We start from the raw sequence: 23077 nt of genomic DNA, 5'->3' as shown, positions 1-23077 counted from the left end.
GATAAAAAGTGTATACTATAGGTAAGTAAGCAATAGAAAGTAGGTTGTTCCTATGAAGAAAACAGTCTATACAAAAGCTGGGCAAGTGGGCCTTGTAGAAGTGGAGCGTCCACACATCGAAGCACCAGATGATGCCATTATTCGCATTGTCCGTACTTGCGTTTGCGGTTCAGACCTTTGGAGTTACCGCAATCCAGATATTGAAGCAGGTCATCAAAATAGTGGCCACGAAGCTATTGGGATCGTTGAAGAAATCGGTGAGGCCATTACAACGGTCAAACCAGGAGACTTTGTCATCGCGCCTTTCACCCATGGTTGTGGGGAGTGTGACGCCTGTCGTGCTGGCTATGATGGGACTTGTGACCGCCATATCGGCACCAACTGGTCTGATGGGGTTCAAGCAGAGTACATGCGCTTTGAGTATGCTAACTGGGCCCTTGTCAAGATTCCAGGTCAACCATCTGATTATACAGAAGCCATGCTCAAGTCACTTTTGACACTTGCTGATGTCATGCCGACCGGTTACCATGCAGCGCGTGTAGCTAATGTGCAAAAAGGTGACAAGGTTGTCGTTATTGGTGACGGTGCTGTTGGCCAATGTGCTGTCATTGCAGCTAAGATGCGTGGTGCATCGCAAATCGTCCTTATGAGTCGCCACCAAGACCGTCAACAAATGGCCTTGGAGTCAGGTGCGACAGCTGTTGTGGCTGAGCGTGGTGAAGAAGGGATTGCCAAGGTCCGTGAAATCCTTGGAGGCGGAGCAGATGCAGCTCTCGAATGTGTCGGTACAGAAGCAGCTGTTGAGCAAGCTCTCGGAGTCCTCCATAATGGAGGGCGCATGGGATTTGTGGGCGTTCCTCATTACAATAACCGTGCCCTTGGTTCGACCTTTGCTCAAAATATCTCAGTGGCAGGTGGAGCAGCCTCAGTTACTACTTATGACAAACAAGTTTTGTTAAAAGCGGTCCTTGATGGTGATATCAATCCGGGTCGTGTCTTTACCTCAAGCTATAAACTGGAAGATATCGACCAAGCTTATAAGGACATGGATGAACGTAAGACTATTAAGGCTATGATTGTACTTGACTAACAAAAAAATTCTAGTAGAGGCTGTCTACTAGAATTTTTTGTAGTGAAATAAAATCTTATTTCAAATCCGACATCACTTGTTTCTTGGTGAAGGTGCGCTCTTGTTTGTTGGCTAGGGCCTTGATGCGCGCATCAAGGAGAATGGCACGGCCTTCGGCACTTCGGGTATAGACGAGGTCATACTTGCCCAGACTCTTTCGGATTTGTTCCACAAAGGCTTGGGCATCCTCTTTCCGTTTGTCAAAGAGGCTTGGTACTGCGAAATATTCTGTCTGATCGGACACTTTTTCCTGTGCTTTCAGGATATAGCGCTGATTTTCAATTGGAGCGAAAAACTCGATCATGGTTTGCGAGAAGAGTTCCTTCTCCCGCATGGTTCCGCCCTTCAAATAGATTAGCGTGTTGATGGCATCCTTTCTGTCTCGTACGACTTGGATGCGGGTTGCTTGAGTCTGGATCTGCCCAGAACGGAGTAGGGCTTGGTGGATAGCCTGGCCGAAGACTTCTAACTGTTTATAAGGACTCTTATAGAGATAGTAGCGGAGCCAAGCAAGGAGAGCGAGAACAGCTAAAACGACTAGAAGAATTAGAGACGCTTTATTCCATCCTCCTCTATGTGAATAGTAGATCAGGTTGGCGAAAGCATCGGTCAAAGTGGCGGCCGTCAGCCAACGAGCTAGCTTTCTAGCGTCAAAAAATAGGGCCAGGGGTAGGAAGTGTTTATCCACTTGGACCTCGTTTGCAATCTCCATATTCTCCAGAATCGGAAGGGCTTTTTGCCAGCCGTCTCGGAGTTCTTGACGATGGGTGGAGCGCTCTAAGGTTTCTTCATTGAGTTTTTGCAACTGTTTTTTGGTATAGCGGATATTGTCAAAGGCTAGACGTTCAATACCGGATTCGATAAAGGGCTCCTTGTAATGGAGGCCTAAAAATTGCTTCATCCGCCTTTCTAAGAGTTCCAGATCAGGACTGTATTCTTTCAGCTGATCAGTGAGGGCTTCGATCTCTTCCTTTTCAAGATCGGACTTTTCATACCATTTCTTTAGGGAAAGATTGATGGAGACCAGGTGCCAGATGTTACTGGTCTTGTCTGGGTCTTCGGGCCACACTCGGATGGCACGACCTCGCATTTGGTTGCTGAGCATGAAACTACCGACAAAGCTCGCTAGGATCAAGGAGTTGACACAAGGAGCATCCCAGCCTTCCCCTAGAAGTGACTTGGTTCCAATGACGACTTGGATGAGCCCTTCTTGAAAGAGATGGGTCACGGCTGTCACCAAATCATGTTGAGAACCAACCAAGCGAACCTTGAGAAAGTCATCAGGAGATAATTGGCCGACGTTTTGGTAAGTCAGTCGATTCCCTCCAAGTAGCTCTTCTAGTCTTGGCTTAGCGACTGTCGGGATGATGACGATGCTGCCTGTCAAAACAGCGATGGCAGGAGGAGTTGCTTGCTCTATGCTTTCCCTGTGAATGGATTCGAAATAAGAGAGCACTCCCAATTGAGTGAATTGGGAGTCCTTATCTCCTAGATGAACTTCAAAGTCTTGACGGATATAGTCTGTTAGCACCAGTTGGCGCAGTCGGCTTCCAAGAGCCTGGTATTCGGCCTTGAAAATTTCTCGGACGGCATTTAGTTTTCCGAGGGATTGGTTGAGCAGAAGGTCTTGTTTTTTGTTGCGGACCAGTTTGACTTGTTTTCGATCGATCAAGCTGGCTGCTTTTAATTCATGAAGCAGTTGCTTCTCGTATTCCTCAGGTAGATTGTACCAGTGAGGCACCTGAAAGAGCAGGCCTTGCAGGAGAATTTCAAGCCAGTCCAGGGTGAAAGCAGGTAGTTTCTTGGCTCCTAAAAGGTCCTGGAAACGTTTGGGAAAGTCAATTCCCTTGCTTCGAAGAAAGATCAGGGTAGCAGAGAGATACTTGGGCTCATTGAGCAATTCATCGTCGCTGATCTGAGCAGATAAGGCTTGGCAGTTTTGGAGGTGTTGGCAAAAGAGGGGATCGGAAGTCAGTTGTTGCAAGAGAGCATTCTTTTGTTGGCTAAAGGCATCCAATTGCTCTTGCTCTTCCTTGGTTGGAAAGGCGAAGTAAACATAGTCCTGGTGGGGACAAAGGGTCTCTTCCTTGACCAATTCGGGTACCGTAATTTCCTCATCGATCTCACCACACATGCGGATATAGCGATCCCAAAGGGCAGGATCCCCTTCATAGGGTGGGGTGGCGGTAAGAGAGATCATCTTTAAGTCAGGGAAGGCTTGACGAAAGGCTTCCAAACTCTTCCACCATTCATTGCGCAGGTGGTGACACTCATCTAAACAAAGAGTCCCAAGTGAGATGGCTTTGAAAGTAGTAAAGATATCAAAACCTTTGAAATCAAATGTTTCAATCTCTGCCTGGTCATCGGTATCCTCAGCTTGTGATTGACCGACGACTTGGTTCATAGCGCTGTGTAGGGCCTGATAGGTAGCCACTGTAATCAGCTTAGGATGTTTTAAGTCTTGTGAAATCAGTTGTTCCGCTTGGCTTTCATCACTCAGGAATGCCTGGATAATCCGCTCCACCCATTGTTGACGAATGGTGACTGTAGGAGCTAAAATCAGGGTTGGCTGGCCAAAGCGTCTGATAAATTCGATTCCCAGGGTTGTTTTTCCAGAGCCGGGAGCTGCTACCAAATGCAGGTGGCCATCCGCCATAAAAGCGTCACTCTTATTGAGAACGCGTTTTTGATAGTGTCTCCATTGGCCTGTAAAGGCTAGTTCTTGTAACATTGGTTTCCTCCCTTGTACTGTCCCCATTATATCATAGCGGAGGACAAGAATCTCTTGGTAGAAGTTGAAGAATCTAACATTCCTGATGAAAATGGCAAACAGGAATCATTCGTACAGAGCTAAAAAGGAGGCTGGGACAAAAGTCCTAGCCTCTCAATTATTTTTGGATTGTCGAGCAAGACGCAGTGGTTGAGTGGGCTCTACTACGCTGATTTCATCAGCTTTTACAGCCCTACTCAACTGTGCGGAGGTGGGACGGCGAAATCGAATTCTAACGAATTACCGATTTCTGTCCCACTCTCTTTTTCATGTTAGTCTTTCTTTGTTTTACGAGAGAGGCCAAAGGCAGCGCTCATGCTAAGAAGACCAAGGCCAAGAGTTGTCAAGGCAATTGAGGTCTTGCTTCCTGTATTTGGAAGACTTGCTTCTTTTTGAGGAAGAGCTGCAGGTGCGATATAGACTGCGGTTTTGGCAGGCTCGTTTTTAGCAGGTGTGAATACAGTCGGTTTCGCAGGGGTTAAAACAGCCGGTTTTTGAGGAGTAGGAGTCGGTGCTGCAGGCGTTTGGATGCTAGGTGTTTGTGGTTTTGCTTTCGCCACACGATGAGATTTTGAGATCAACTCATACTTGTCTGTTTGGACTTTGAAGACACGACCTTTTTGGACAGTTTCAACGACTTTATTGGCAAATTGAACGTTCAACAAGTTAGCAAAGTTTTTGTCGATATCTAGGTAGAGACCATTTGTTCCATTGACCAATGGATCAAAGTCTTTTTTTTCACGTGTTTCACCAACCACTGTCAAAGAGATACCAGCATCTTGAAGGGCTTTCAGTGTCGCTTCTTTGGTTGGTGTATCCTTTGTAAGATCAATGTCCTCATCTGTAATCAAGAAAGCAAAGCGATGGTTGTTTGCCCCAGCCCCCCAGTTGTAGTCCCCTGAAGTAGCAATATGATGCAATGGAACAGTAGCATTTTCATAGTAGCCTTTAGTTTTGATGGTTTTCAAAGCAGAAATGAAACTTTCTGGATCACTTGTGAACTTAGATCCATTGAAATCATGGTATTTAACTTCACTAGCTCTTTCGTATTCAACCAATCCTAAACGAGCTTGAATATTTTTTGCCGATAGATTGCGAACGAAGGTCTCGACATTCTTCATCGTATCCCTGATGTGAGAATCCATTGAAGTTGATTTGTCGATGACAAAGACGATGTCTGATGTTGCTTGAACTTCTTTTTTATTGACCACATCTGCTTCTTTTGTCACTTCGACTACAGTTGTTTTGTTGACGGTTTCTGTTGTGGTCTCAGTGTAGTCAGCTGTTTCTTTGGTTGATGTAGCTGTCTTGGTAGAAGAGACTGGTTTTGAAGTGCCAACAGGTGTGTTTGGATCGGCTAAGCTAGTGGTTTTGATAGTTGCTGTTGAAGTAGTGGTTGTGTCTGCACCGTCTGTTTTAGCAGATGGGCCAGTTTTTTTGACGTCCACAGCGATGATATCCCCAGTTTTTGCTTTATCAGCAGGAACAACTGGTGTATTGGCTTTGGCGTTGATTTCTTCTGTTGCAGCCGTGATAGGTGATTTTGCGGCTGTAGTAGCTGCAGGAGCAGCTTGACTTGTGCTAGGTGCAACGTCGTCAGCAGAAGCAATAGTCGTTCCTGTGAAGACAGTTCCTAAAACAACGGAAGCTAAAGTTAAAGTTTGTTTACGTGAAATAGTATATTTTTTCAAAATACGTCCCCTTTTTAATAAACTTTTTTCTATCATACAGGTTTTTGAAAAACTTGTCAACGGTATAATAATCAAGGGTTTGCGAGCTTTTTATATCTTTAATTATTGATAAAGAGCTGAATGAGAAAAATATACACAAAACAATTTAAATATACAAAGTGTATGAAAGAAAATAGGATTCCCACAAATTTGCAGGAATCCTTATTTTATCGGCATTTCTACTATATTTTTTAGTCGTAAAAAATACTAGCTAGTCACTTTATTTATGTTTCTAAATCAGGACAAAGAATGGAGGTTGTGATTAGCTTAGTAATTTTTCAAAGAATTGGATGACCTCCGGTTTGAGATTACTTTCCCTCGGTTCAACTAATGAAACGTAAAAGCTGATCCGTTCGTCTTCATCCATCGGAATGGCAATCAATTCCTCTTCATCATCTGTTAGTGCAAGATCTGCTAGTAAACTGATCCCCACTTGTTTACGAAGAAGTTGTTTTAGGAGCTGAATATCATCCGTCTGAAAGAAGGGCGTAGCCTCATGGTGATAGCGCTCATTCAACAGTTCAAAGGCTTTTAAATGAACAAAGTGCTCATCTGGAATGATAAAATCTTCATCGATGACGTCTGAAAATTGTAATACTTTTTTTGAGGCTAGTGGATGGTTGTGATGAAGGATATAGAAGAGATCTCGTTTGGCCATTTCTCTTACCTGGAAGCGATGATCTTTAATCGGTTCTAAACTCCCTAAAAAACTAGCATCTAGTTCTCCTTTGGAAAGTAATTCCAAAAGTTCGACAGACCCTTCTTGAACAGGATGGATACTTTGAAGAGCTGCAACATTACTGATAAAGGCGGGTTGTTTTCGGACAAGATAGTCAATGATGATTGGTGGGAAACCAATCGTATTGAATTGAGAGAGACTCCGGAGGATCTCTTTTTTAGCTCCTTGAATCTCAGGTAGGACCTTTTGAATATGTCGTAGCAAGATTTCTCCTTGGGGCGTTAATTTGAAAGTACGGTGAGAAGGATCGTGCGCGATTAATGGGCAGTGAAATTCCTTTTCTAGTCGTTTAATCGCATAGGAAACGGATGGTTGACTGATCCCGTGTTTTTGGGCAACCCCAGTAAAGGATTGCTGTTGACTAAGATCAAAAAAATAATAAAAGTCCTTAAGATTCATTGGGCTCCCTCTTCTAAATAGACAGACATGGATAAGCAAAAATTATCCGTGATAGCTAATTTGACTATATGATTTTTTGTTTGTTACAATCTGAGGTGAGTCAGAGGACAATTAAAGGCTATCTAAAAGATCTTCAAAAATCGTTAGGATCTTTTCCCTTTTTCCAACTGGAAGTTGTTTAATTTTCATGTTTACTCTCTTAAGTGAAAGGCTGTCAGTAGGATCTGAAGACGCTTCGAGTGAATCAAAATTGAAGAATTCTTCAGGCGTTAACTCAAGAGCAGAAATGACTTTTTCAAGACTGTGAATGGTCAGATTCACGTTTTGATTTTCCAATTGATTGATGTATTTTAATCCAAGATCTGCCCGTTCCGATAGCTCCTCTTGACTCATGTTTTGTTTTTTTCGCAAATATTTGACCTTTTGCGCTATATACCGTTGTAAATAATGTTTTGTTTTCATGTAACCAGAATACAAGTTTTAAATGACAAAAATAACACCTTAAACAAAACAAAGTATTTTATAACAAACATATTTTAGATTTATTATCTATGGTTTTTATAGGTATTGATCATCATAAGTGGAAAAAAGAGTACCTGAAAACAGTGGATCTTTTGATGAGAATAACCTTCTAAAAGGTGGAAAGGAACAGGCTTTTTTAAGAGATGACCGTGACTATCTAGGAAGTGATGGATAAACCTATTATTTTGTTATCTATTGAAATCGCATCATTTTCGGTTGTATCGCCTGAACTTTCATTGAGTGATTCATTCATATTGTATCATATATAGAACAAAGTGTCATTTAATGCAAATAAGTGGTATAATAAATTAAACTAATAAGGAGGTCACATGATGACTGCACATGATATTTTAAACAACCCTTTCCTCAATAAAGGAACTGCCTTTACTTTAGAGGAACGTAAGCAACTAGGTCTCATTGGCCTCCTACCACCTTACGTTCAAACCATTGAAGAACAAGCAGCGCAAACTTATGCGCAAATGCAAACAAAGGTTAATGATTTGGAAAAACGTTTGTTCCTAATGGAAATTTTTAATACAAATCGTACTCTATTTTACTACCTATTTGCTCAACATTTGGAAGAGTTTAATCCCATTGTTTATGATCCAACTATTGCCGATACCATAGAAGGCTATAGCGACCTCTTTGTAGATCCACAATATGCCGCATATCTTGATATCAATCATCCTGAAAATATCGAAGCAACTTTGAAAAATGCAGCAGGGGACCGTGAAATTCGTCTTATTGTTGTGACAGATGCAGAAGGTATTCTTGGTATTGGAGACTGGGGAACAAATGGTGTCGATATTTCTGTTGGGAAACTGATGGTCTATACTGGAGCTGCAGGAATCGATCCTTCAATGGTGCTTCCTTTGGTCATTGATGCAGGTACCAACCGTGAAGAATTGCGTAACAACCCTAATTACTTGGGAAATCGCCACGAACGTGTACGTGGTGATCGTTACTATGATTTTATCGATCAATTTGTTCAAACTGCAGAACGTCTCTTCCCTAAACTCTATCTGCACTGGGAAGATTTCGGTCGCTTAAACGCTGCCAACATCCTTGAAAAATACCGGAAGCAAATTCCAACCTTTAACGATGATATCCAAGGAACTGGTATCGTAACCCTTGGAGGTATCTTTGGTTCATTGGATATTACAGGTGAAAAATTAACGGATCAAGTTTACCTCTGCTATGGTGGTGGAACTGCTGGCGCAGGGATTGCTTCTCGTGTCCTTCGTGAAATGGTTAGTGAAGGTCTGCCTGAAGAAGAAGCCTATAAACGCTTCTTTATGGTGGATAAACAAGGTCTCCTCTTTGATGACATGGATGACTTAACGCCACAACAAAAACCATTTGCTAAGAAACGTTCTGATTTTGCCAATGCAGACAAGTTGACAGACCTTCTTGAAGTGGTGAAGACGGTTAAACCAACGATTCTTGTGGGAACTTCAACTCAGCCAAATACTTTCACAAAAGAAATTGTAGAAGCTATGTGTGAAAACACAGAACGTCCTATCATTTTCCCATTGTCAAACCCAACCAAACTAGCTGAAGCAAGTGCCAAAGATTTGATCGAATGGTCAGACGGAAAAGCATTTGTTGCAACAGGAATTCCAGCTGGTACAGTTTCCTATAAAGGTGTGGACTATGTGATTGGTCAAGCGAATAATGCCCTGATTTACCCAGGTCTTGGACTTGGTATGCTGGCTTCTGAAGCGAGTCTATTGACGGATGAAATGATTGGCGCTGCCGCACATTCATTGAGTGGTATTGTCAATCCAGGCGAACCAGGAGCACCAGTCTTGCCTCCATTCAAGTATGTAGCTGATGTGTCTATCAAAGTAGCAGAAGCAGTTGCTAAAAAAGCGCAAGAACAAGGTCTTGCGCGTGCTCAAGAAACAGATATGGCTAAAGCAGTTCGTGATTTGAAATGGTATCCAGAATATAAATAAGTAAATGGAAATGGGGTGTACGAATACAACTGGATGCCTCGTACACCTTTTTTTGTATGTCCTGTTATATAGAAAGGGAGACTATGGAAATCTTTTTAACGTCAATTCAGAGTATTGTACCCATTATCGTCATCATCATTCTTGGTTATTTCTTGCAAGTCCGTGGTTGGTTTCAAGAGAGTTTTGGAAATGACTTATCTAAACTGATTATGAACGTGGCCATGCCTGTTGCAATTTTTACCTCTGTTCTTAAATATTTAACTTTAGATAAATTGATTAGCTTGTCTGGCGGTTTGTTGTATACCTTTATCGCCTTCATTCTTGGTTACCTAGCGGCCTTTATCGCAGTGAAAGTTTTTAAAGTGCGCCCAGGACGCCGAGGAACCATGATTAATACCTTTGTTAATGCCAATACCATATTTATTGGTTTGCCTTTAAATATCGCTTTGTTTGGAAATCAAGCCCTTCCTTACTTCTTGGTTTATTATATTACAAATACAGTATCTACTTGGACATTAGGTGTCTATCTGATGACTTCTGATAGTAAAGAAGGGGCTTCAAAACAGGCTCAAAAATTTAATTGGAAGAAGCTTTTCCCAGCTCCTTTATTAGGTTTTCTCGTAGCCCTCGTCTTTTTGGTGTTACGTATTCCTGTTCCAAGTTTTGCGGAAAGTACCTTGACTTATATTGGTAGTTTAACAACGCCCTTATCTCTTGTCTATATCGGTATCGTCCTAGCTAAGGCAGGACTTAAGACGATTCGCTTTGATAAAGATACCATTATCACACTGGTTGGTCGTTTTATTCTTGCACCGGTCATCATGCTCTTGGTTCTGAAGTTCTTCTCTCCAAATATGGTGGCACCAGAATTTAGAACCTTTATGATTCAATCAGCAACACCAGCCTTGGCAGTTCTTCCTATCCTTGCCAATCAAGGTAAAGGCGATGTTGAGTTTTCAACGAATGTGGTCACTCTCAGCACAGTCTTATTTGTGATTGTGGTTCCAATTCTGCAGACATTGTTGGGATAGCATTTATATGAAAATGATGTAGTTTTAGTGCTATACATTCGTCAAAAAGGACGTCGGGTATTATACTCGACGTCCTTTTTAAACGGATGACTAGATCAACACATAGGTTTCAACCGCTTGCCCAGCCCCGTTTTCATTATTGTCCTTTGTCACGACTGCTGCTTCGTCTTTCACCTCTTGAGGAGCGTTGCCCATAGCGACACCGATGCCTGCTTTTTTGAGCATAGGAAGGTCATTGAAGTTGTCCCCCATGGTGAGGACTTCTTCTAAGCTCAAGTGGTAGTGGTTGGCGAGTTCAACCAGAGCATCCTCTTTAGAGACGTGCTTAGCAGTAACTTCTAGGTAGTTGGCTTTGGAGAGATAAAAGGCGGTAGAAGGGAAGTCATCGGCAGAAATAGCACGATAGAGGGCTTGGATCTCTTCTGCTTCTCCAATTAAGAGCAATTTGTGGAGGGGCTTTGTCATATCCAGCAAAGGATCCAATAGGGGAAGAATAAGAGGTTTTTCCCCTGTAATCCGGGCTTCCTCTCGGCTCCATTGGTCGAGATGATCGGTCATCCAGTCTTTTCCGCTATAGAGGTTGATCGAAACTTGAGGGAAGTGTTGGTTGGCCCAGTCGATAAACTGACGAGCTTCATTCTTGTCTAAGGGATGCTCAAACAGAACCTGCTCGCCTTTTTGAATCAAGGCCCCGTTGTAGCAGGCCATGGGGCAGTCTTCTATACCGAGTTCTTTGGCAATGGGTGCCATTCCTTTGGGGGAGCGAGCAGAGGCTAGCACGAAAGGGATCTCTTCACGCTTTAAATCTGGGATCAATGCTGCCAACTCTGGGTCAATCTGATGGTGGTCATTTAAGATGGTGCCATCGATATCGCTGATGATGAGACGAATGTGAGACATAAAGATTACCTCCTAATAGAGAATAGTGGTTTCGTTGCCGACTTGTTTCAGGATGTCAGGGCTTGGTTTTTGATCAGTAATCCAATAGTCAAATTGCTTGAGACGAGCGAGATAATAGTTGGCATTTTGGGAGAACTTGCTGCTTTCTGCTACAAGGATCTTGGTACGAGTTCGTTCAAAGACGAGGGATTTGACGGCAACGTCTTCGGCATCCTCAAAGGTGACTTCTCCATTGGCTAAGCTACTCGCTCCAAAAAAAGCCAGATCAAAGCGAAGATTGTCCAGTATTTGTGCTTGATTCGCGTCATAGTAGAAGCGGTTTTTAGGGTAGAATTTCCCTCCTAAAAGATGAAAGTCAACCTGGGAATGGCTACTGAGCTGGATGGCATTGTCAAGGGAATGCGAATAGACTGTGACTTCCTTATTAAGCAAGCCGGCAAGCAGGGTCATCGAAGTGGAAACGTCGAGAAAGATCACTTGTCCATCTTGGATCAATTGCAGGGCCTTTTGAGCCATGGCAGTCTTTTCCTTGTTGTCTTTCTGACTGCGGTCTAGATAAGAAGGGCCAGGTTCTTTGTTTAAGGGGAGAAGTCCACCATGGGTCCTACGGACCAGCTGGCGTTGACTAAGGAGAGCGAAGTCTCTGCGAATAGTATCTTTTGAGACCTTGAAATAGTCGACCATTTCTTTAGCCGATAGCTGTTTTCGCTCTTCTAAGAGTTCTAATATTTTTTCGAGTCGTTGTTCCTGATACATGAGCTCGCTCCTTGTTTCTGTTCTTGCCTATATTCTACATCATTTATTAAGTTAATGCAAGTGTTTTTAATTATTTTTAAGCCTTTATGATCTTTTTCCTTGTAAAGCCTTATTCTGACGTTTGTTTTAAAGGGGAAATTCTGCTATAATATGTCAAAATAACGTGGAGGTTTCCTTATGGCCAGTGAATATGAAAAAATGATTGCAGGTGACTATTATAGACCTGCGGACCCTGAATTACGGGCTTTGGCAAAAGCCTCTCGGGAGAAACAGGAAGCTTTTAACCAAGAGGTGGATCCTAAAAAAGGGGCAGCTATCATCAAAGAGTGGTTTGGTTCAACCGGTGAAAACCTCTATCTCAATCGTCAAGTACTTGTGGATTATGGGGTCAACATCCATATTGGAGAAAATTTCTATGCCAATTACAATTTGACCATGTTGGACATCTGTCCCATCACGATCGGAAAGAATGCCATGATTGGTCCTAATTGCCAATTTTTGACCCCCTTACACCCACTGGATCCAGACGAGCGCAATTCTGGTCTCGAGTATGGGGCACCAATTACGATAGGAGACAACTTCTGGGCAGGAGGAGGGGTCACCATTCTTCCTGGTGTGACGCTGGGTGACAATGTGGTTGCTGGCGCAGGAGCAGTGGTCACCAAGTCCTTTGGAGACAATGTGGTCCTTGCAGGAAACCCAGCCCGTGTCATTAAAGAAATACCCGTTAAAAAGGAGAAGGAATGATCCATCAACATGAAATTCCCATTTTAGAGTTTGACGACAATCCGCAGGCGGTCATTATGCCGACCCATGAGGGGTTAGACCTGCACCTACCTGAAAAAAGTGTTTATGCTTTCTTGGAAGATGAGATTGATCGCTTTGCGGAAGTTGTTGGAGCCAAACAAGTAGCTAGCTTTGTCTCAGCTACCAAGACCTATCCGGTCTATGTTATGGAGCACCGAGGAGAGGAAATATGCTTGGCCCAAGCGCCAGTTGGATCTGCAGCTGCTGCCCAATTCATGGATTGGTTGATTGGCTATGGGGTGAAGAAGATTATATCGGCAGGTAGCTGTGGGGTCTTGGTGGACATAGAAGAAAATGCCTTCTTGATCCCTACCAAGGCCTTGCGAGATGAGGGAGCCAGTTACCATTATGTGGCGCCCTCCCGTTATATAGAGGTGGACGGCCGTGCCCTGACTGCTATTGAAACAGTTCTAAAACAGCAGTCCATTCCTTATCAAGAGGTCATGACCTGGTCGACCGACGGTTTTTATAGGGAAACACCTGACAAGGTGGCCTATCGCATTGAAGAAGGGTGTCGTGTTGTGGAGATGGAGTGTGCCTCACTTGCAGCAGTCGCCCAGCTTCGTGATGCGGTTTGGGGCTTGCTCCTCTTTACCGCAGATTCTCTTGCAGACCTGGAAAATTATGACCAGCGTGACTGGGGCTCTGAAGCATTCGAGAAGGCCTTAGAATTATGCCTAGAAATGGTTCATTACTTGTAGGTCTATTCTCTTTTTATGATACAATGAAGCTATGTTAGTGAAATCATATTTTAAACAATGGCGAGCCAAACTGACTCGCCTGTCTCCGGCAAGGCGGATCTTTCTCAGCTTTGCCTTGGTTATCCTGATGGGCTCGCTCTTACTGAGTTTGCCCTTTGTCCAGCAAGTAAGCTCAACAGCAGGCTATATCGATCACCTCTTTACAGCAGTCTCTATGGTTTGTGTGACGGGGCTTTTTACCCAGTCGGTGGCTTCGACCTATAATGGCTGGGGGCAACTCATCTGTATGCTCTTGATCCAGATCGGAGGCCTAGGGATCTTGACCTTTATCGGTCTCTTCTTTATGGAAGGTCGCCAAAAACTTAGTTACAAGGACCGGCAGACCATTCGAGACAGTTTTAGTTTTAGCAATAACCAGAGCTTGGCCCGTTTTGTCCGCTCCATCTTTATTACCACCTTTACCATCGAAGGGGTGGGGGCCTTGCTCCTCATGACCCGCTTTATCCCTCGCTTTGGCTGGGGGCATGGGATCTTTAACTCCATCTTTGTTGCGGTCTCGGCCTTTTGTAATGCGGGCTTTGATAATTTTGGAGGTGATAGTATGATGAGCTTCCAGACCGATTGGTTGGTCAATCTGACCTTGTCTGCCCTTATTATTACTGGGGGCTTGGGCTTCATGGTCTGGTTTGACCTAGCCACCAAGGCCCGCAATCAATCAGGACGGCGGACTCTTCGCTTCCATACCAAGGTGGTTCTCTGGTTAACAGCTGCGATCCTTCTCTTTGGGACAGTGACTAGTCTTTTGACCGAGTTTAATAATCCAGCAACGATTGGGTCCCTTCCATTAGGAGAGAAGATCTTGGTCAGCTTCTTCCAAACTGTCAGTATGCGGACAGCTGGTTTTGCTTCGCTAGATTATACAGCAGTCCGGCCAGTAACGCTCTTTATCTATCTCTTACAGATGTTCCTAGGAGGAGCACCAGGTGGGACAGCAGGGGGGATGAAGATCACCACCTTCTTGGTCTTGATTCTCTTAGCGCGCAAAGAGTTGCTCGGCTTGCCACATACCAACCTGGGAAAGCGCACCATCGCACTAGACTTGGTCCAACGCTCTTTGGGGACGGCAGTGATTTTCCAGTTGACTTTTCTCCTTGGACTCTTTGGTCTTTGTCTCGTGACTCCGGATGGTCAACGCTTTTTGTACCTGGTCTTTGAGGCAGTATCGGCTCTAGCGACAGTAGGCGTGACAGCCAATGTGACCTCGACCTTAAATGGAGCAGGTTTGGGGATCATCATGGTGCTCATGTTTATCGGTCGGATCGGCCCCTTGACCCTTATGGTCAGTTTGAACAATTACAAAGCTAAGAAGGCAGATGCCTTGCAATATGCTAAAGCAGACATCATTATCGGATAGGAGAAACTTATGGCAAATCGAACCATTGGAATTTTAGGATTAGGAATTTTTGGACAGAGTGTCCTGAAAACCCTGCAAGACCAGGATGTGGATATTGTTGCGATTGATGATCACGCAGATGTGATCAACCAATATGAATCCATGATTACGACTGGAATTGTTGGAGACATTACGGAGTTGGACCTCTTGGATGCAGCAGATATTGGGAACTGTGACACAGTCGTCATTGCGACGGGTGAAAACCTGGAGTCCAGTGTGCTGGCTGTCATGCACTGTAAGGCACTAGGTGTCGAGCACGTCATTGCCAAGGTCAAAAATGAAGTGACCAAAGAAATTCTGGAAAAGATTGGGGCTGATTTGGTCATCCTGCCAGAGGTAGAAGCAGGCATGTCCCTCGCTAAAATGGTTCTTTTCCAACACCGGATTGAAGTTTTCCAGTTGGATGAAGAAGTGGTAGTAGTCGAGTTTACGGTTCCATCCAGCTGGGTAGGAAAAAGTCTTCAGGACTTGGCTGTCAGAGAGGAGTACCATCTCAACATTATTGGTTATCGAGATGCGGAAGATCAACCGCTTCATATTCAGATTGCTCCCGACTTTATCTGGCCAGAAGGGGTGCGCGTGATGGCGGTGACAGACAACCAGTATCTGGATAGAATCCAAGACTTGTTAGACTAATCGTGTAATTGAGAGTGGGACAGAAATCGGTAATTCATTAGAATTCGATTTCGTCGTCCCACCTCCGCACAGTTGAGTAGGGCTGTAAAAGCTGATGAAATCAGCGTAGTAGAGTCCGCTCAACCACTGCGTCTTGCTCAACAATCCAAAAACAATTCTGAGGCTAGGACTTTTGTCCCAGCCTCAGAATGTTGATCACCTATTTTTTAACTGAAATAGGTGAAATGATTCTGCAGAAAAATGATTTTTAATTTTTACTCCGCAGACGCCCTCTGTATCTTAATTTAGTCATAGAACTTCCTGGATTGCTGAAATCATCCACTGGATAATTTCACCTAACGTCCGTCCTCAAGGTCGTCAAGAATCTCTTGCCATTTTTCCTCATGCATGCCTTGGCAGATATGTTTGGATCGAGTCTCATGTATCTCTTGATTCATTGGGGAAGTTGATCTTATAAAATTTTAGGAAAGGCTCTGTCAAGTGTTGACAGGCCTTTTTTTGAGTGCTATAGTAAAATCGTAAGCGCTTACCTAGTGAGGCGAAGCAGATGAAAAGAGGGCGAGTCAGATGCCCTATAAAAAGAGGAGGACAGACAAATGGCAGGATCAGTCATAGAGGGAGAAAACTATCGGATATCCGTATTAACGGAATCTTTGGTGCGCTTGGAATACTCTGAAGATGGTATTTTTGAAGATGGTCAGACGCAAGTTGTACAAAATCGAGATTTTGGACCTGTTGCCTGTGAGGTCGTAGAGACAGAAGCTGTTCTCGATCTTCATACAGAGCATCTCCACCTCCATTTTGAAAAGGGACCTTTTGCCCCGGATCGGCTTTATATCGAGCTCAAGGGTCAGTATGCAGTCTATGGGAGCCGGTGGCACTACGGAGATCAGCCGGAGACCTTAAAGGGGACCAGTCGGACGCTTGACGAGGTCGATGGGGCTATGGAGTTGCAAGATGGGATCTTGAGCAAGGCCGGTTATGCTCTTTTAGACGATTCCGCTTCCTACTTGTATGATGACGAAAGCGGCTTTAGAGCACGGTCCTATCCAGAAGTGGATCTGTATTTCTTCGGTTATGGGCGCGATTATCTAGGTGCCTTAAAAGATTTTTACCATCTGACAGGACAGCCCCCACTCTTGCCACGTTATGCTCTGGGCAACTGGTGGAGCCGGTATTGGCCTTATACCAGTCAGGAGTACACAGATTTGATGGATCGCTTCAAAGCAGAAGGGGTGCCTCTAGCGGTCAGTGTGATCGATATGGATTGGCACAAGACGGCGATTCCTGCTCGCTTTGGAAGTGGTTGGACTGGCTATAGTTGGAACCGGGATTTGATTCCTGATCCAGCTGCTTTCTTAAATGGCCTGCATGAGCGTGGTTTAAAGGTGACCTTAAATGTCCATCCGGCAGATGGAATTCGCGCCTTCGAAGATGCTTATCCCATGGTCGCAAAACGCTTGGGACTGGATGCGGAAAAAGAAGAAGCGGCTAGCTTTGACTTTTATAGTCCGGCCTTTCGCGAAGCTTATTTTGAAGATGTCCACCATCCTTTGGAAGATCAAGGAGTGGACTTTTGGTGGATTGATTGGCAGCAAGGTAGTCATGGCAAGATGGATCCCCTTTGGTTGTTAAATCACTATCATTATCTAGACAATTGTCGAAAAGGCCAAGCTGGTCTCATCTTATCGCGTTATGGGGGTCCTGGTAGCCATCGGTATCCGATTGGTTTTTCAGGGGACACTATTGTGACTTGGGAATCCCTAGCCTTTCAACCCTATTTTACTAGCACAGCTTCCAATATCGGCTACACCTGGTGGAGTCATGATATCGGTGGCCATATGCGGGGCTACTATGATGAAGACTTGGCTCTTCGATGGTTGCAGTTTGGGGTCTTTAGCCCGATTAATCGTCTCCATAGTTCTTGTAATGCCTTTAACAGCAAGGAACCGTGGTTTTACTCGCCTGAGACCTGTCGCTTGATGAAGCAGTATTTGCGCCTGCGCCATGGCCTACTACCTTATCTCTACACCATGAATGTGGCGACACACGAAGAAGGGCTACCTTTGGTTCAACCCCTCTATTACCACTATCCAAATGAAGAAGAGGCTTATGAAGCGAAGAATCAATATTTCTTTGGTAGTGAACTCATGGTGGCACCAATTACCGAAGCGCTGGATCCTGTCTTTCATAGTGCTTCTGTGAGCGTTTGGTTCCCAGACGGCGTTTGGTACGATTTCTTCCATGATTGGAAGTATGAAGGAAGAGGCAAGCTTACGGTCTTTAGGACCAGCCAGGATATTCCGGTCTTTGCACGTGCAGGAGCCATCATCCCTATGGATGCACAACCACAGACAGGAGTAGACCTTCCAGAAATGCTGGACTGGCATCTCTTCCCAGGTGACAATCGTTCCTTCGTACTCGTCGAAGGAGAAGGAGCTAGCAAGGTTGAAACCCGCCTAACAGTCGATTGGGATGAAAAAAAGATTAGGATGGATCTGTCAGGTGATCTAGCCTTGCTTCCTGAAAAGAGACAGCACCGGTTCTTCCTCCATACCTTAGAGACAGCCCCTATCTTAGTAGACAATCAAAGTCAAGAAATTGCGATGGGTGAGCTGCAATCGCGTCCTACTGCAAAAGAAGATCGGATGTTTGAACTCTTGAAATCTGCCAACCTGGCCTACGATAGGAAAAATGAATTATTTGCGGCTTGTTCAAGAGCGAAGGATTGGAAACAGTTGATGAAGGTCATCACACCTTTGGAGGAAGGCTTGCGCCAACGTCTCTTTGAAGTGATTTATTCCAGTGAAGAGGGAGAAGACTTGTAAACTCTTGCAATTTCACCCCTATTTTTGTATGATGAAAATGATTTCACAATCATAAAGGAGAAGAAAAAATGGAACAAAAATGGTGGCATAACGCCGTAATTTACCAAGTTTATCCAAAAAGTTTCAAGGATAGTAATGGCGATGGCATAGGGGATCTCAAGGGGATCACGAGCAAGCTAGACTATCTGGAAAAGCTAGGGATTACAGCCATCTGGCTCTCACCAGTCTACAAGAGTCCCATGGATGATAACGGCTATGACATCTCGGATTACGAGGATATTGCCTCCATCTTTGGTACCATGGAAGATATGGAAGAATTGATCGCAGAAGGTCAGAAACGCAAGATCAAAATCATCATGGACTTGGTGGTCAACCATACCTCTGATGAGCATGCTTGGTTTATCGAGGCGCGTGAAAATCCAGACAGTCCAAAGCGGGATTTCTATATTTGGCGCGATGAGCCCAATGGCATTATTTCTGCTTTTAGTGGCTCTGCTTGGGAGTTCGATGAAGCTTCTGGTCAATACTACCTGCATAACTTTAGTAAGAAGCAACCAGACCTTAACTGGGAAAATGAGGAGCTCCGTCATCAGATCTATGACATGATGAATTTCTGGATTGACAAGGGAATTGGTGGCTTCCGTATGGATGTGATCGATATGATCGGTAAGATCCCAGATCAGGAAATCATCAGCAATGGTCCCATGCTCCATCCTTACTTGAAGGAAATGAATCAAGCGACCTTTGGCGATAAGGATCTGCTCACAGTGGGAGAAACTTGGGGAGCAACTCCAGAGATTGCCAAGCAATACTCCAATCCAAAAAATCAAGAATTGTCCATGGTTTTCCAATTTGAACACATAGGCCTTCAATACCAACCGGGTCAACCAAAGTGGCACTACGCTAAGGAATTGGATGTGCCTAAATTGAAGGAAATTTTCACCAAGTGGCAGACGGAATTAGGAGAAGAGGAAGGCTGGAATTCCCTCTTTTGGAACAACCACGATTTGCCACGGATTGTGTCAACTTGGGGGGATGATGGCGACTACCGTGTCAAATCTGCCAAGGCTTTAGCGATTCTGCTTCACTTGATGAAGGGAACTCCTTATATCTATCAAGGGGAAGAAATCGGGATGACCAATTTTCCATTTAAGAGCCTTGAGGACGTAGAAGATATTGAGTCGATCAACTATGCTCATGAAGCCTTAGAAAAAGGGGTTCCTCTCGAAGTGATCATGGATCAAATCCGCCATATTGGTCGGGACAATGCCCGGACACCGATGCAGTGGAATGATGAAGCAGAAGCTGGCTTTACGACAGGTCGTCCATGGCTTGCGGTCAACCCAAACTACAAAGAGATCAATGTGGAGGCTGCCCTAGCAGATCCAGACTCTATTTTCTATACCTACCAAGCCCTCATTGCTTTGAGAAAAGAGTATCCTTGGCTTGTGACTGCTGATTATGAATTGGTGGACGCAGCAGACAAGGTTTTTGCCTACAAGCGTGTAGAAGGAGAGCAAGCCTATTTGGTGGTTGTCAATCTCTCCAGTCAAGAGCAAGAGTTGCCGATCGTTAATGGGGTTGAAGAGGTTCTTATTGCCAATACCAAGGTAGAACAAGTCCTCGAATCAGGCAAGTTAGCCCCTTGGGATGCCTTCTGTGTCAAATTAGCCTAATAAAAGTAAGAAAAATAGAGGAAATTACTTCCTCGTAGAAGCAGGTCTTTCTCAGTTGAGAAGGACTGTCAGAATGAGGACGAAGTCATCTAAAAAACTTTCCTTAGGTGAGGACGGACGTCAGCGAACTTCTACGAAGTTCCAAGACTAAATCAAGATACAAAGGGAGACTGCGGATAAAGGCAAAATAGGAAGTTTGACGAAGAATCTTTAGATTCTAGGAGAACTTATCTTTTTGACACAATCCGCAGCCCGTGTTCAATTCGTATTGAGCCCCTTCGCTCTTTAATTTCTGGGCTCAGGCTAAAACAGTTTCCCAAACTGTTTTACTCTCAAAACTCCCGAGTGCTAGAAACAATAGTGTTTCTAGCACTTTTCTCACGGCGGAAAGTTTCACTAGATGATAGAATCATTCTAACGAATACATTTTTATAGAATTTCTTAGATTTGTAAACAGAAGCAATTTGTTTATGCTTGCACAGGTCTTTCTCAGTTGAGAAGGCCTGCTTTACTTTTTAGGGACTGTTCTTCTAGCAGAATCCGCTCAGAAATCCGCTCAAAAATGGTTCGGTGATGCATGGGATATAGGAAATATTTATAAGTAGTCCTAGTTTTTGCTTTTGATCTCTGGTCCCAAGGCCTATTAAATCCGTGTTATAGTTTTTGCCTATATCAAAATTCGTGTAAAAGCAATTATACAAGATGGCTATCTTCTGATATGATAGTGTCAATTAGAATTTTTGGAGGACACAACATGTCAACTACAATTATCGGTTTCCCACGTTTGGGTGAATTCCGTGAATTAAAATTTACAACTGAAAAATACTTTAGAAAAGAAATCTCAGCAGACGAGCTCTTGGCAGCTGCCAAAGACTTGCGTGCAAAACACTGGAACATTGTCAAAGAGCAAGGCATCTCAGAGATTCCTTCAAATGACTTCTCACATTACGACAATTTCCTTGATGCAGCCTTCCTTTTCAACGTCGTACCTGCATCTGTTCAAAACTTGGATTTGACAGACCTTGAACAATACTTTGCTTTGGCGCGTGGTTACCAAGGTGAAAAAGGGGATGTACGTGCCCTTCCAATGAAAAAATGGTTCAACACCAACTACCATTACATCGTTCCTAAATTTGAAAAAACAACAGAAGTGAAATTGGCTGGTCACAAGATTTTTGATGAGTACCAAGAAGCTAAAGAATTGGGGATCAACACTCGTCCAGTAGTCGTTGGACCATTCACTTTCCTTCAATTATCTGACTTTGAAGATGGTGTGAAAGATGAGGACTTCGTCGACAGCTTGGTTGCTGCTTACCAAGAAGTCTTTGCCAAATTGGCTGAGCTTGGTGCGACTCGTATTCAACTCGATGAGCCAGCTCTTGTCAAAGATTTGTCAGCTGAAGAAAAAGCTCTCTTCTTGAACCTCTACAACAAACTCTTGGCTGACAAGAAAGGTCTTGAAGTCTTGATCCAAACTTACTTTGGTGATGTTCGTGATGTCTACAATGACCTTGTAAACTTGCCAGTAGATGGTATTGGTCTTGACTTTGTTGAAGGCAAGAAAACACTTGAATTGGTGAAAGGTGGCTTCCCAGCTGATAAGACCCTTTATGCAGGTATTGTCAATGGGAAAAACATCTGGCGCAACAACTATGAAAAGAGCTTGGAAATCTTGGATCAAGTTCCAGCTGAAAAGGTTGTCTTGACGACTTCTTGCTCCCTTCTTCATGTGCCATTTACAACGGCTAACGAAGATTTTGAACCAGCTATTTTGAACCACTTCGCCTTTGCAGTTGAAAAATTGGGTGAATTGCGTGACTTGGATGCCATCCGCAATGGTCAAGGGGCAGAAGCTCTTGCTGCCAACAAAGAACTCTTTGCAACAGAACGCGTTGGAGCAAATGCTGAACTTCATGCTCGTATCGCAGCTTTGACAGAAGCAGACTACACTCGTTTGCCAGCTTTCGCAGAACGGGAAGAAATCCAAAAAGAAGCCTTCAAGCTTCCAGCACTTCCAACAACTACCATCGGATCCTTCCCTCAAACTAAGGAAGTACGTGCCAAACGTTTGGCCTTCCGTAAGGGTGAATTGACACAAGAAGAATACGATGCCTTCCTTGCTGAAACGATCGACGAATGGATCAAATGGCAAGAAGAAGTTGGATTTGACGTGCTTGTACACGGTGAATTCGAGCGGAACGATATGGTTGAGTACTTCGGTCAAAACTTGTCTGGTTACCTCTTCTCTAAAAACGGTTGGGTACAATCATACGGTATGCGTGGGGTGAAACCACCAATCATCTGGGGTGATGTGACTCGTCTTAACCCAATCACTGTCAAATGGTCTAGCTACGCACAAAGTCGTACGGACAAACCTGTTAAAGGGATGTTGACTGGACCTGTTACCATTCTTAACTGGTCATTCCCACGCGAAGATATCTCTATCAAGGATTCTACTCTTCAAATCGCTCTTGCTATCAAGGATGAAGTTCTTGACCTTGAAGCTGCAGGCGTGAAAATCATCCAAATCGACGAGGCTGCTCTTCGTGAGAAATTGCCACTTCGTCGTAGCGACTGGTACGAAGATTACCTTGACTGGGCGATTCCAGCCTTCCGTTTGGTACACTCAACTGTAGCGCCAGATACACAAATCCACACTCACATGTGTTACTCAGAATTTACAGATATCATCCCTGCTATCGACAACTTGGATGCAGACGTTATCTCATTTGAGGCAAGCCGTTCAAACCTTGAAATCTTGGATGAGTTGAAAGCCAAAAACTTCCAAACAGAAGTTGGACCTGGGGTTTACGATATCCACTCACCACGTGTCCCACAAGACGGTGAAATTGATCACACCATCGAAGCAATCTTGGCCAAAGTACCAAGTGGCAAAGTTTGGATCAACCCTGACTGTGGTTTGAAGACTCGCGGAATTAAAGAAACAAAAGAAAGCTTGATCAAACTAGTGAATGCTGCTAAAGAAGCGCGTGAACACTTGTAAGAAATGTTTCGAGGACCTTCTATCATCGTGTAGAGGGT

16 protein-coding genes and 1 pseudogene are annotated in these 23077 nt (G+C 44.0%); 11 read left to right on the top strand and 6 right to left on the bottom strand.

Annotation, left to right across the window (positions count from 1 at the left end; all coding sequences use genetic code 11):
- Positions 1 to 52 precede the first annotated feature (52 nt).
- Positions 53 to 1090 (top strand): zinc-binding dehydrogenase, encoded by a 1038-nt coding sequence (locus HMPREF1195_RS05850; RefSeq protein WP_023919069.1) that lies wholly within the window; start codon positions 53 to 55, stop codon positions 1088 to 1090.
- 55 nt (positions 1091 to 1145) lie between these two features.
- Here the strand turns inward: HMPREF1195_RS05850 and HMPREF1195_RS05845 are convergent, their stop codons facing one another.
- The 4 genes from HMPREF1195_RS05845 to HMPREF1195_RS05830 form a co-directional block, all read right to left on the bottom strand.
- Positions 1146 to 3860, bottom strand: coding sequence for a DEAD/DEAH box helicase family protein (locus HMPREF1195_RS05845; protein ID WP_023919067.1), 2715 nt, complete (start codon positions 3858 to 3860; stop codon positions 1146 to 1148).
- Positions 3861 to 4171: 311 nt separating this feature from the next.
- Complete coding sequence (locus HMPREF1195_RS05840; RefSeq protein ID WP_037599398.1) at positions 4172 to 5590, bottom strand: VWA domain-containing protein; 1419 nt, start codon at positions 5588 to 5590, stop codon at positions 4172 to 4174.
- 301 nt (positions 5591 to 5891) lie between these two features.
- Positions 5892 to 6767 (bottom strand): LysR family transcriptional regulator, encoded by an 876-nt coding sequence (locus HMPREF1195_RS05835; protein WP_023919063.1) that lies wholly within the window; start codon positions 6765 to 6767, stop codon positions 5892 to 5894.
- A 111-nt stretch (positions 6768 to 6878) separates the two neighbouring features.
- Positions 6879 to 7229: a helix-turn-helix domain-containing protein gene (locus HMPREF1195_RS05830; protein ID WP_023919061.1), complete on the bottom strand. Its 351-nt coding sequence runs from the start codon at positions 7227 to 7229 to the stop codon at positions 6879 to 6881.
- Positions 7230 to 7621: 392 nt separating this feature from the next.
- On the opposite strand from HMPREF1195_RS05830, the gene HMPREF1195_RS05825 reads away from it, so the two are divergent.
- Positions 7622 to 9247 (top strand): malolactic enzyme, encoded by a 1626-nt coding sequence (locus tag HMPREF1195_RS05825; RefSeq protein ID WP_023919060.1) that lies wholly within the window; start codon positions 7622 to 7624, stop codon positions 9245 to 9247.
- An 83-nt stretch (positions 9248 to 9330) separates the two neighbouring features.
- Positions 9331 to 10278: an AEC family transporter gene (locus HMPREF1195_RS05820; RefSeq protein ID WP_023919058.1), complete on the top strand. Its 948-nt coding sequence runs from the start codon at positions 9331 to 9333 to the stop codon at positions 10276 to 10278.
- A gap of 90 nt (positions 10279 to 10368) precedes the next feature.
- Here the strand turns inward: HMPREF1195_RS05820 and HMPREF1195_RS05815 are convergent, their stop codons facing one another.
- Positions 10369 to 11178 (bottom strand): Cof-type HAD-IIB family hydrolase, encoded by an 810-nt coding sequence (locus HMPREF1195_RS05815; RefSeq protein WP_023919056.1) that lies wholly within the window; start codon positions 11176 to 11178, stop codon positions 10369 to 10371.
- 12 nt (positions 11179 to 11190) lie between these two features.
- Complete coding sequence (locus HMPREF1195_RS05810; RefSeq protein WP_023919054.1) at positions 11191 to 11934, bottom strand: DeoR/GlpR family DNA-binding transcription regulator; 744 nt, start codon at positions 11932 to 11934, stop codon at positions 11191 to 11193.
- Positions 11935 to 12111: 177 nt separating this feature from the next.
- On the opposite strand from HMPREF1195_RS05810, the gene HMPREF1195_RS05805 reads away from it, so the two are divergent.
- The 8 genes and pseudogenes from HMPREF1195_RS05805 to metE all read left to right on the top strand — a co-directional run bounded on the left by HMPREF1195_RS05805 (position 12112) and on the right by metE (position 23039).
- A complete protein-coding gene (locus HMPREF1195_RS05805; protein ID WP_023919052.1) occupies positions 12112 to 12681 on the top strand; it encodes a sugar O-acetyltransferase in 570 nt (189 codons plus the stop codon).
- Entirely contained in the window at positions 12678 to 13442 is a 765-nt protein-coding gene (locus HMPREF1195_RS05800; protein WP_023919050.1) for a nucleoside phosphorylase, read from the top strand. Before HMPREF1195_RS05805 ends, HMPREF1195_RS05800 begins: the two co-directional genes overlap by 4 nt.
- Before the next feature lie 31 nt (positions 13443 to 13473).
- Positions 13474 to 14856 (top strand): TrkH family potassium uptake protein, encoded by a 1383-nt coding sequence (locus HMPREF1195_RS05795; RefSeq protein WP_023919049.1) that lies wholly within the window; start codon positions 13474 to 13476, stop codon positions 14854 to 14856.
- Positions 14857 to 14865: 9 nt separating this feature from the next.
- Entirely contained in the window at positions 14866 to 15531 is a 666-nt protein-coding gene (locus HMPREF1195_RS05790; RefSeq protein ID WP_023919047.1) for a potassium channel family protein, read from the top strand.
- A gap of 353 nt (positions 15532 to 15884) precedes the next feature.
- A pseudogene (locus tag HMPREF1195_RS11295) lies at positions 15885 to 15980 on the top strand (CPBP family intramembrane glutamate endopeptidase); the annotation flags it as partial.
- Positions 15981 to 16127: 147 nt separating this feature from the next.
- Positions 16128 to 18359: a glycoside hydrolase family 31 protein gene (locus tag HMPREF1195_RS05785; RefSeq protein ID WP_023919045.1), complete on the top strand. Its 2232-nt coding sequence runs from the start codon at positions 16128 to 16130 to the stop codon at positions 18357 to 18359.
- A 68-nt stretch (positions 18360 to 18427) separates the two neighbouring features.
- Entirely contained in the window at positions 18428 to 20035 is a 1608-nt protein-coding gene (locus tag HMPREF1195_RS05780) for an alpha-glucosidase (protein WP_023919043.1), read from the top strand.
- A 754-nt stretch (positions 20036 to 20789) separates the two neighbouring features.
- Positions 20790 to 23039 carry a 5-methyltetrahydropteroyltriglutamate--homocysteine S-methyltransferase gene (gene metE, locus HMPREF1195_RS05775; RefSeq protein ID WP_021153812.1) on the top strand — a complete coding sequence of 750 codons (2250 nt, stop codon included), beginning with the start codon at positions 20790 to 20792 and terminating at the stop codon, positions 23037 to 23039.
- Positions 23040 to 23077: the final 38 nt, after the last annotated feature.

The organism is Streptococcus parasanguinis CC87K (assembly GCF_000507765.1).
Classification (GTDB): Bacteria; Bacillota; Bacilli; order Lactobacillales; family Streptococcaceae; genus Streptococcus; species Streptococcus parasanguinis_J.
This window is presented reverse-complemented; position numbering and strand designations above follow the sequence as displayed.

Excerpts from the sequence above, each read along its gene's own strand:
- HMPREF1195_RS05850 (WP_023919069.1), top strand. The coding sequence starts at position 53 with ATGAAGAAAACAGTCTATACAAAAGCTGGGCAAGTGGGCCTTGTAGAA.
- HMPREF1195_RS05845 (WP_023919067.1), bottom strand. The coding sequence starts at position 3,860 with ATGTTACAAGAACTAGCCTTTACAGGCCAATGGAGACACTATCAAAAA.
- HMPREF1195_RS05835 (WP_023919063.1), bottom strand. The coding sequence starts at position 6,767 with ATGAATCTTAAGGACTTTTATTATTTTTTTGATCTTAGTCAACAGCAA.
- HMPREF1195_RS05830 (WP_023919061.1), bottom strand. The coding sequence starts at position 7,229 with ATGAAAACAAAACATTATTTACAACGGTATATAGCGCAAAAGGTCAAA.
- HMPREF1195_RS05825 (WP_023919060.1), top strand. The coding sequence starts at position 7,622 with ATGACTGCACATGATATTTTAAACAACCCTTTCCTCAATAAAGGAACT.
- HMPREF1195_RS05820 (WP_023919058.1), top strand. The coding sequence starts at position 9,331 with ATGGAAATCTTTTTAACGTCAATTCAGAGTATTGTACCCATTATCGTC.
- HMPREF1195_RS05815 (WP_023919056.1), bottom strand. The coding sequence starts at position 11,178 with ATGTCTCACATTCGTCTCATCATCAGCGATATCGATGGCACCATCTTA.
- HMPREF1195_RS05810 (WP_023919054.1), bottom strand. The coding sequence starts at position 11,934 with ATGTATCAGGAACAACGACTCGAAAAAATATTAGAACTCTTAGAAGAG.
- HMPREF1195_RS05805 (WP_023919052.1), top strand. The coding sequence starts at position 12,112 with ATGGCCAGTGAATATGAAAAAATGATTGCAGGTGACTATTATAGACCT.
- HMPREF1195_RS05800 (WP_023919050.1), top strand. The coding sequence starts at position 12,678 with ATGATCCATCAACATGAAATTCCCATTTTAGAGTTTGACGACAATCCG.
- HMPREF1195_RS05795 (WP_023919049.1), top strand. The coding sequence starts at position 13,474 with ATGTTAGTGAAATCATATTTTAAACAATGGCGAGCCAAACTGACTCGC.
- HMPREF1195_RS05790 (WP_023919047.1), top strand. The coding sequence starts at position 14,866 with ATGGCAAATCGAACCATTGGAATTTTAGGATTAGGAATTTTTGGACAG.
- HMPREF1195_RS05785 (WP_023919045.1), top strand. The coding sequence starts at position 16,128 with ATGGCAGGATCAGTCATAGAGGGAGAAAACTATCGGATATCCGTATTA.
- HMPREF1195_RS05780 (WP_023919043.1), top strand. The coding sequence starts at position 18,428 with ATGGAACAAAAATGGTGGCATAACGCCGTAATTTACCAAGTTTATCCA.
- metE (WP_021153812.1), top strand. The coding sequence starts at position 20,790 with ATGTCAACTACAATTATCGGTTTCCCACGTTTGGGTGAATTCCGTGAA.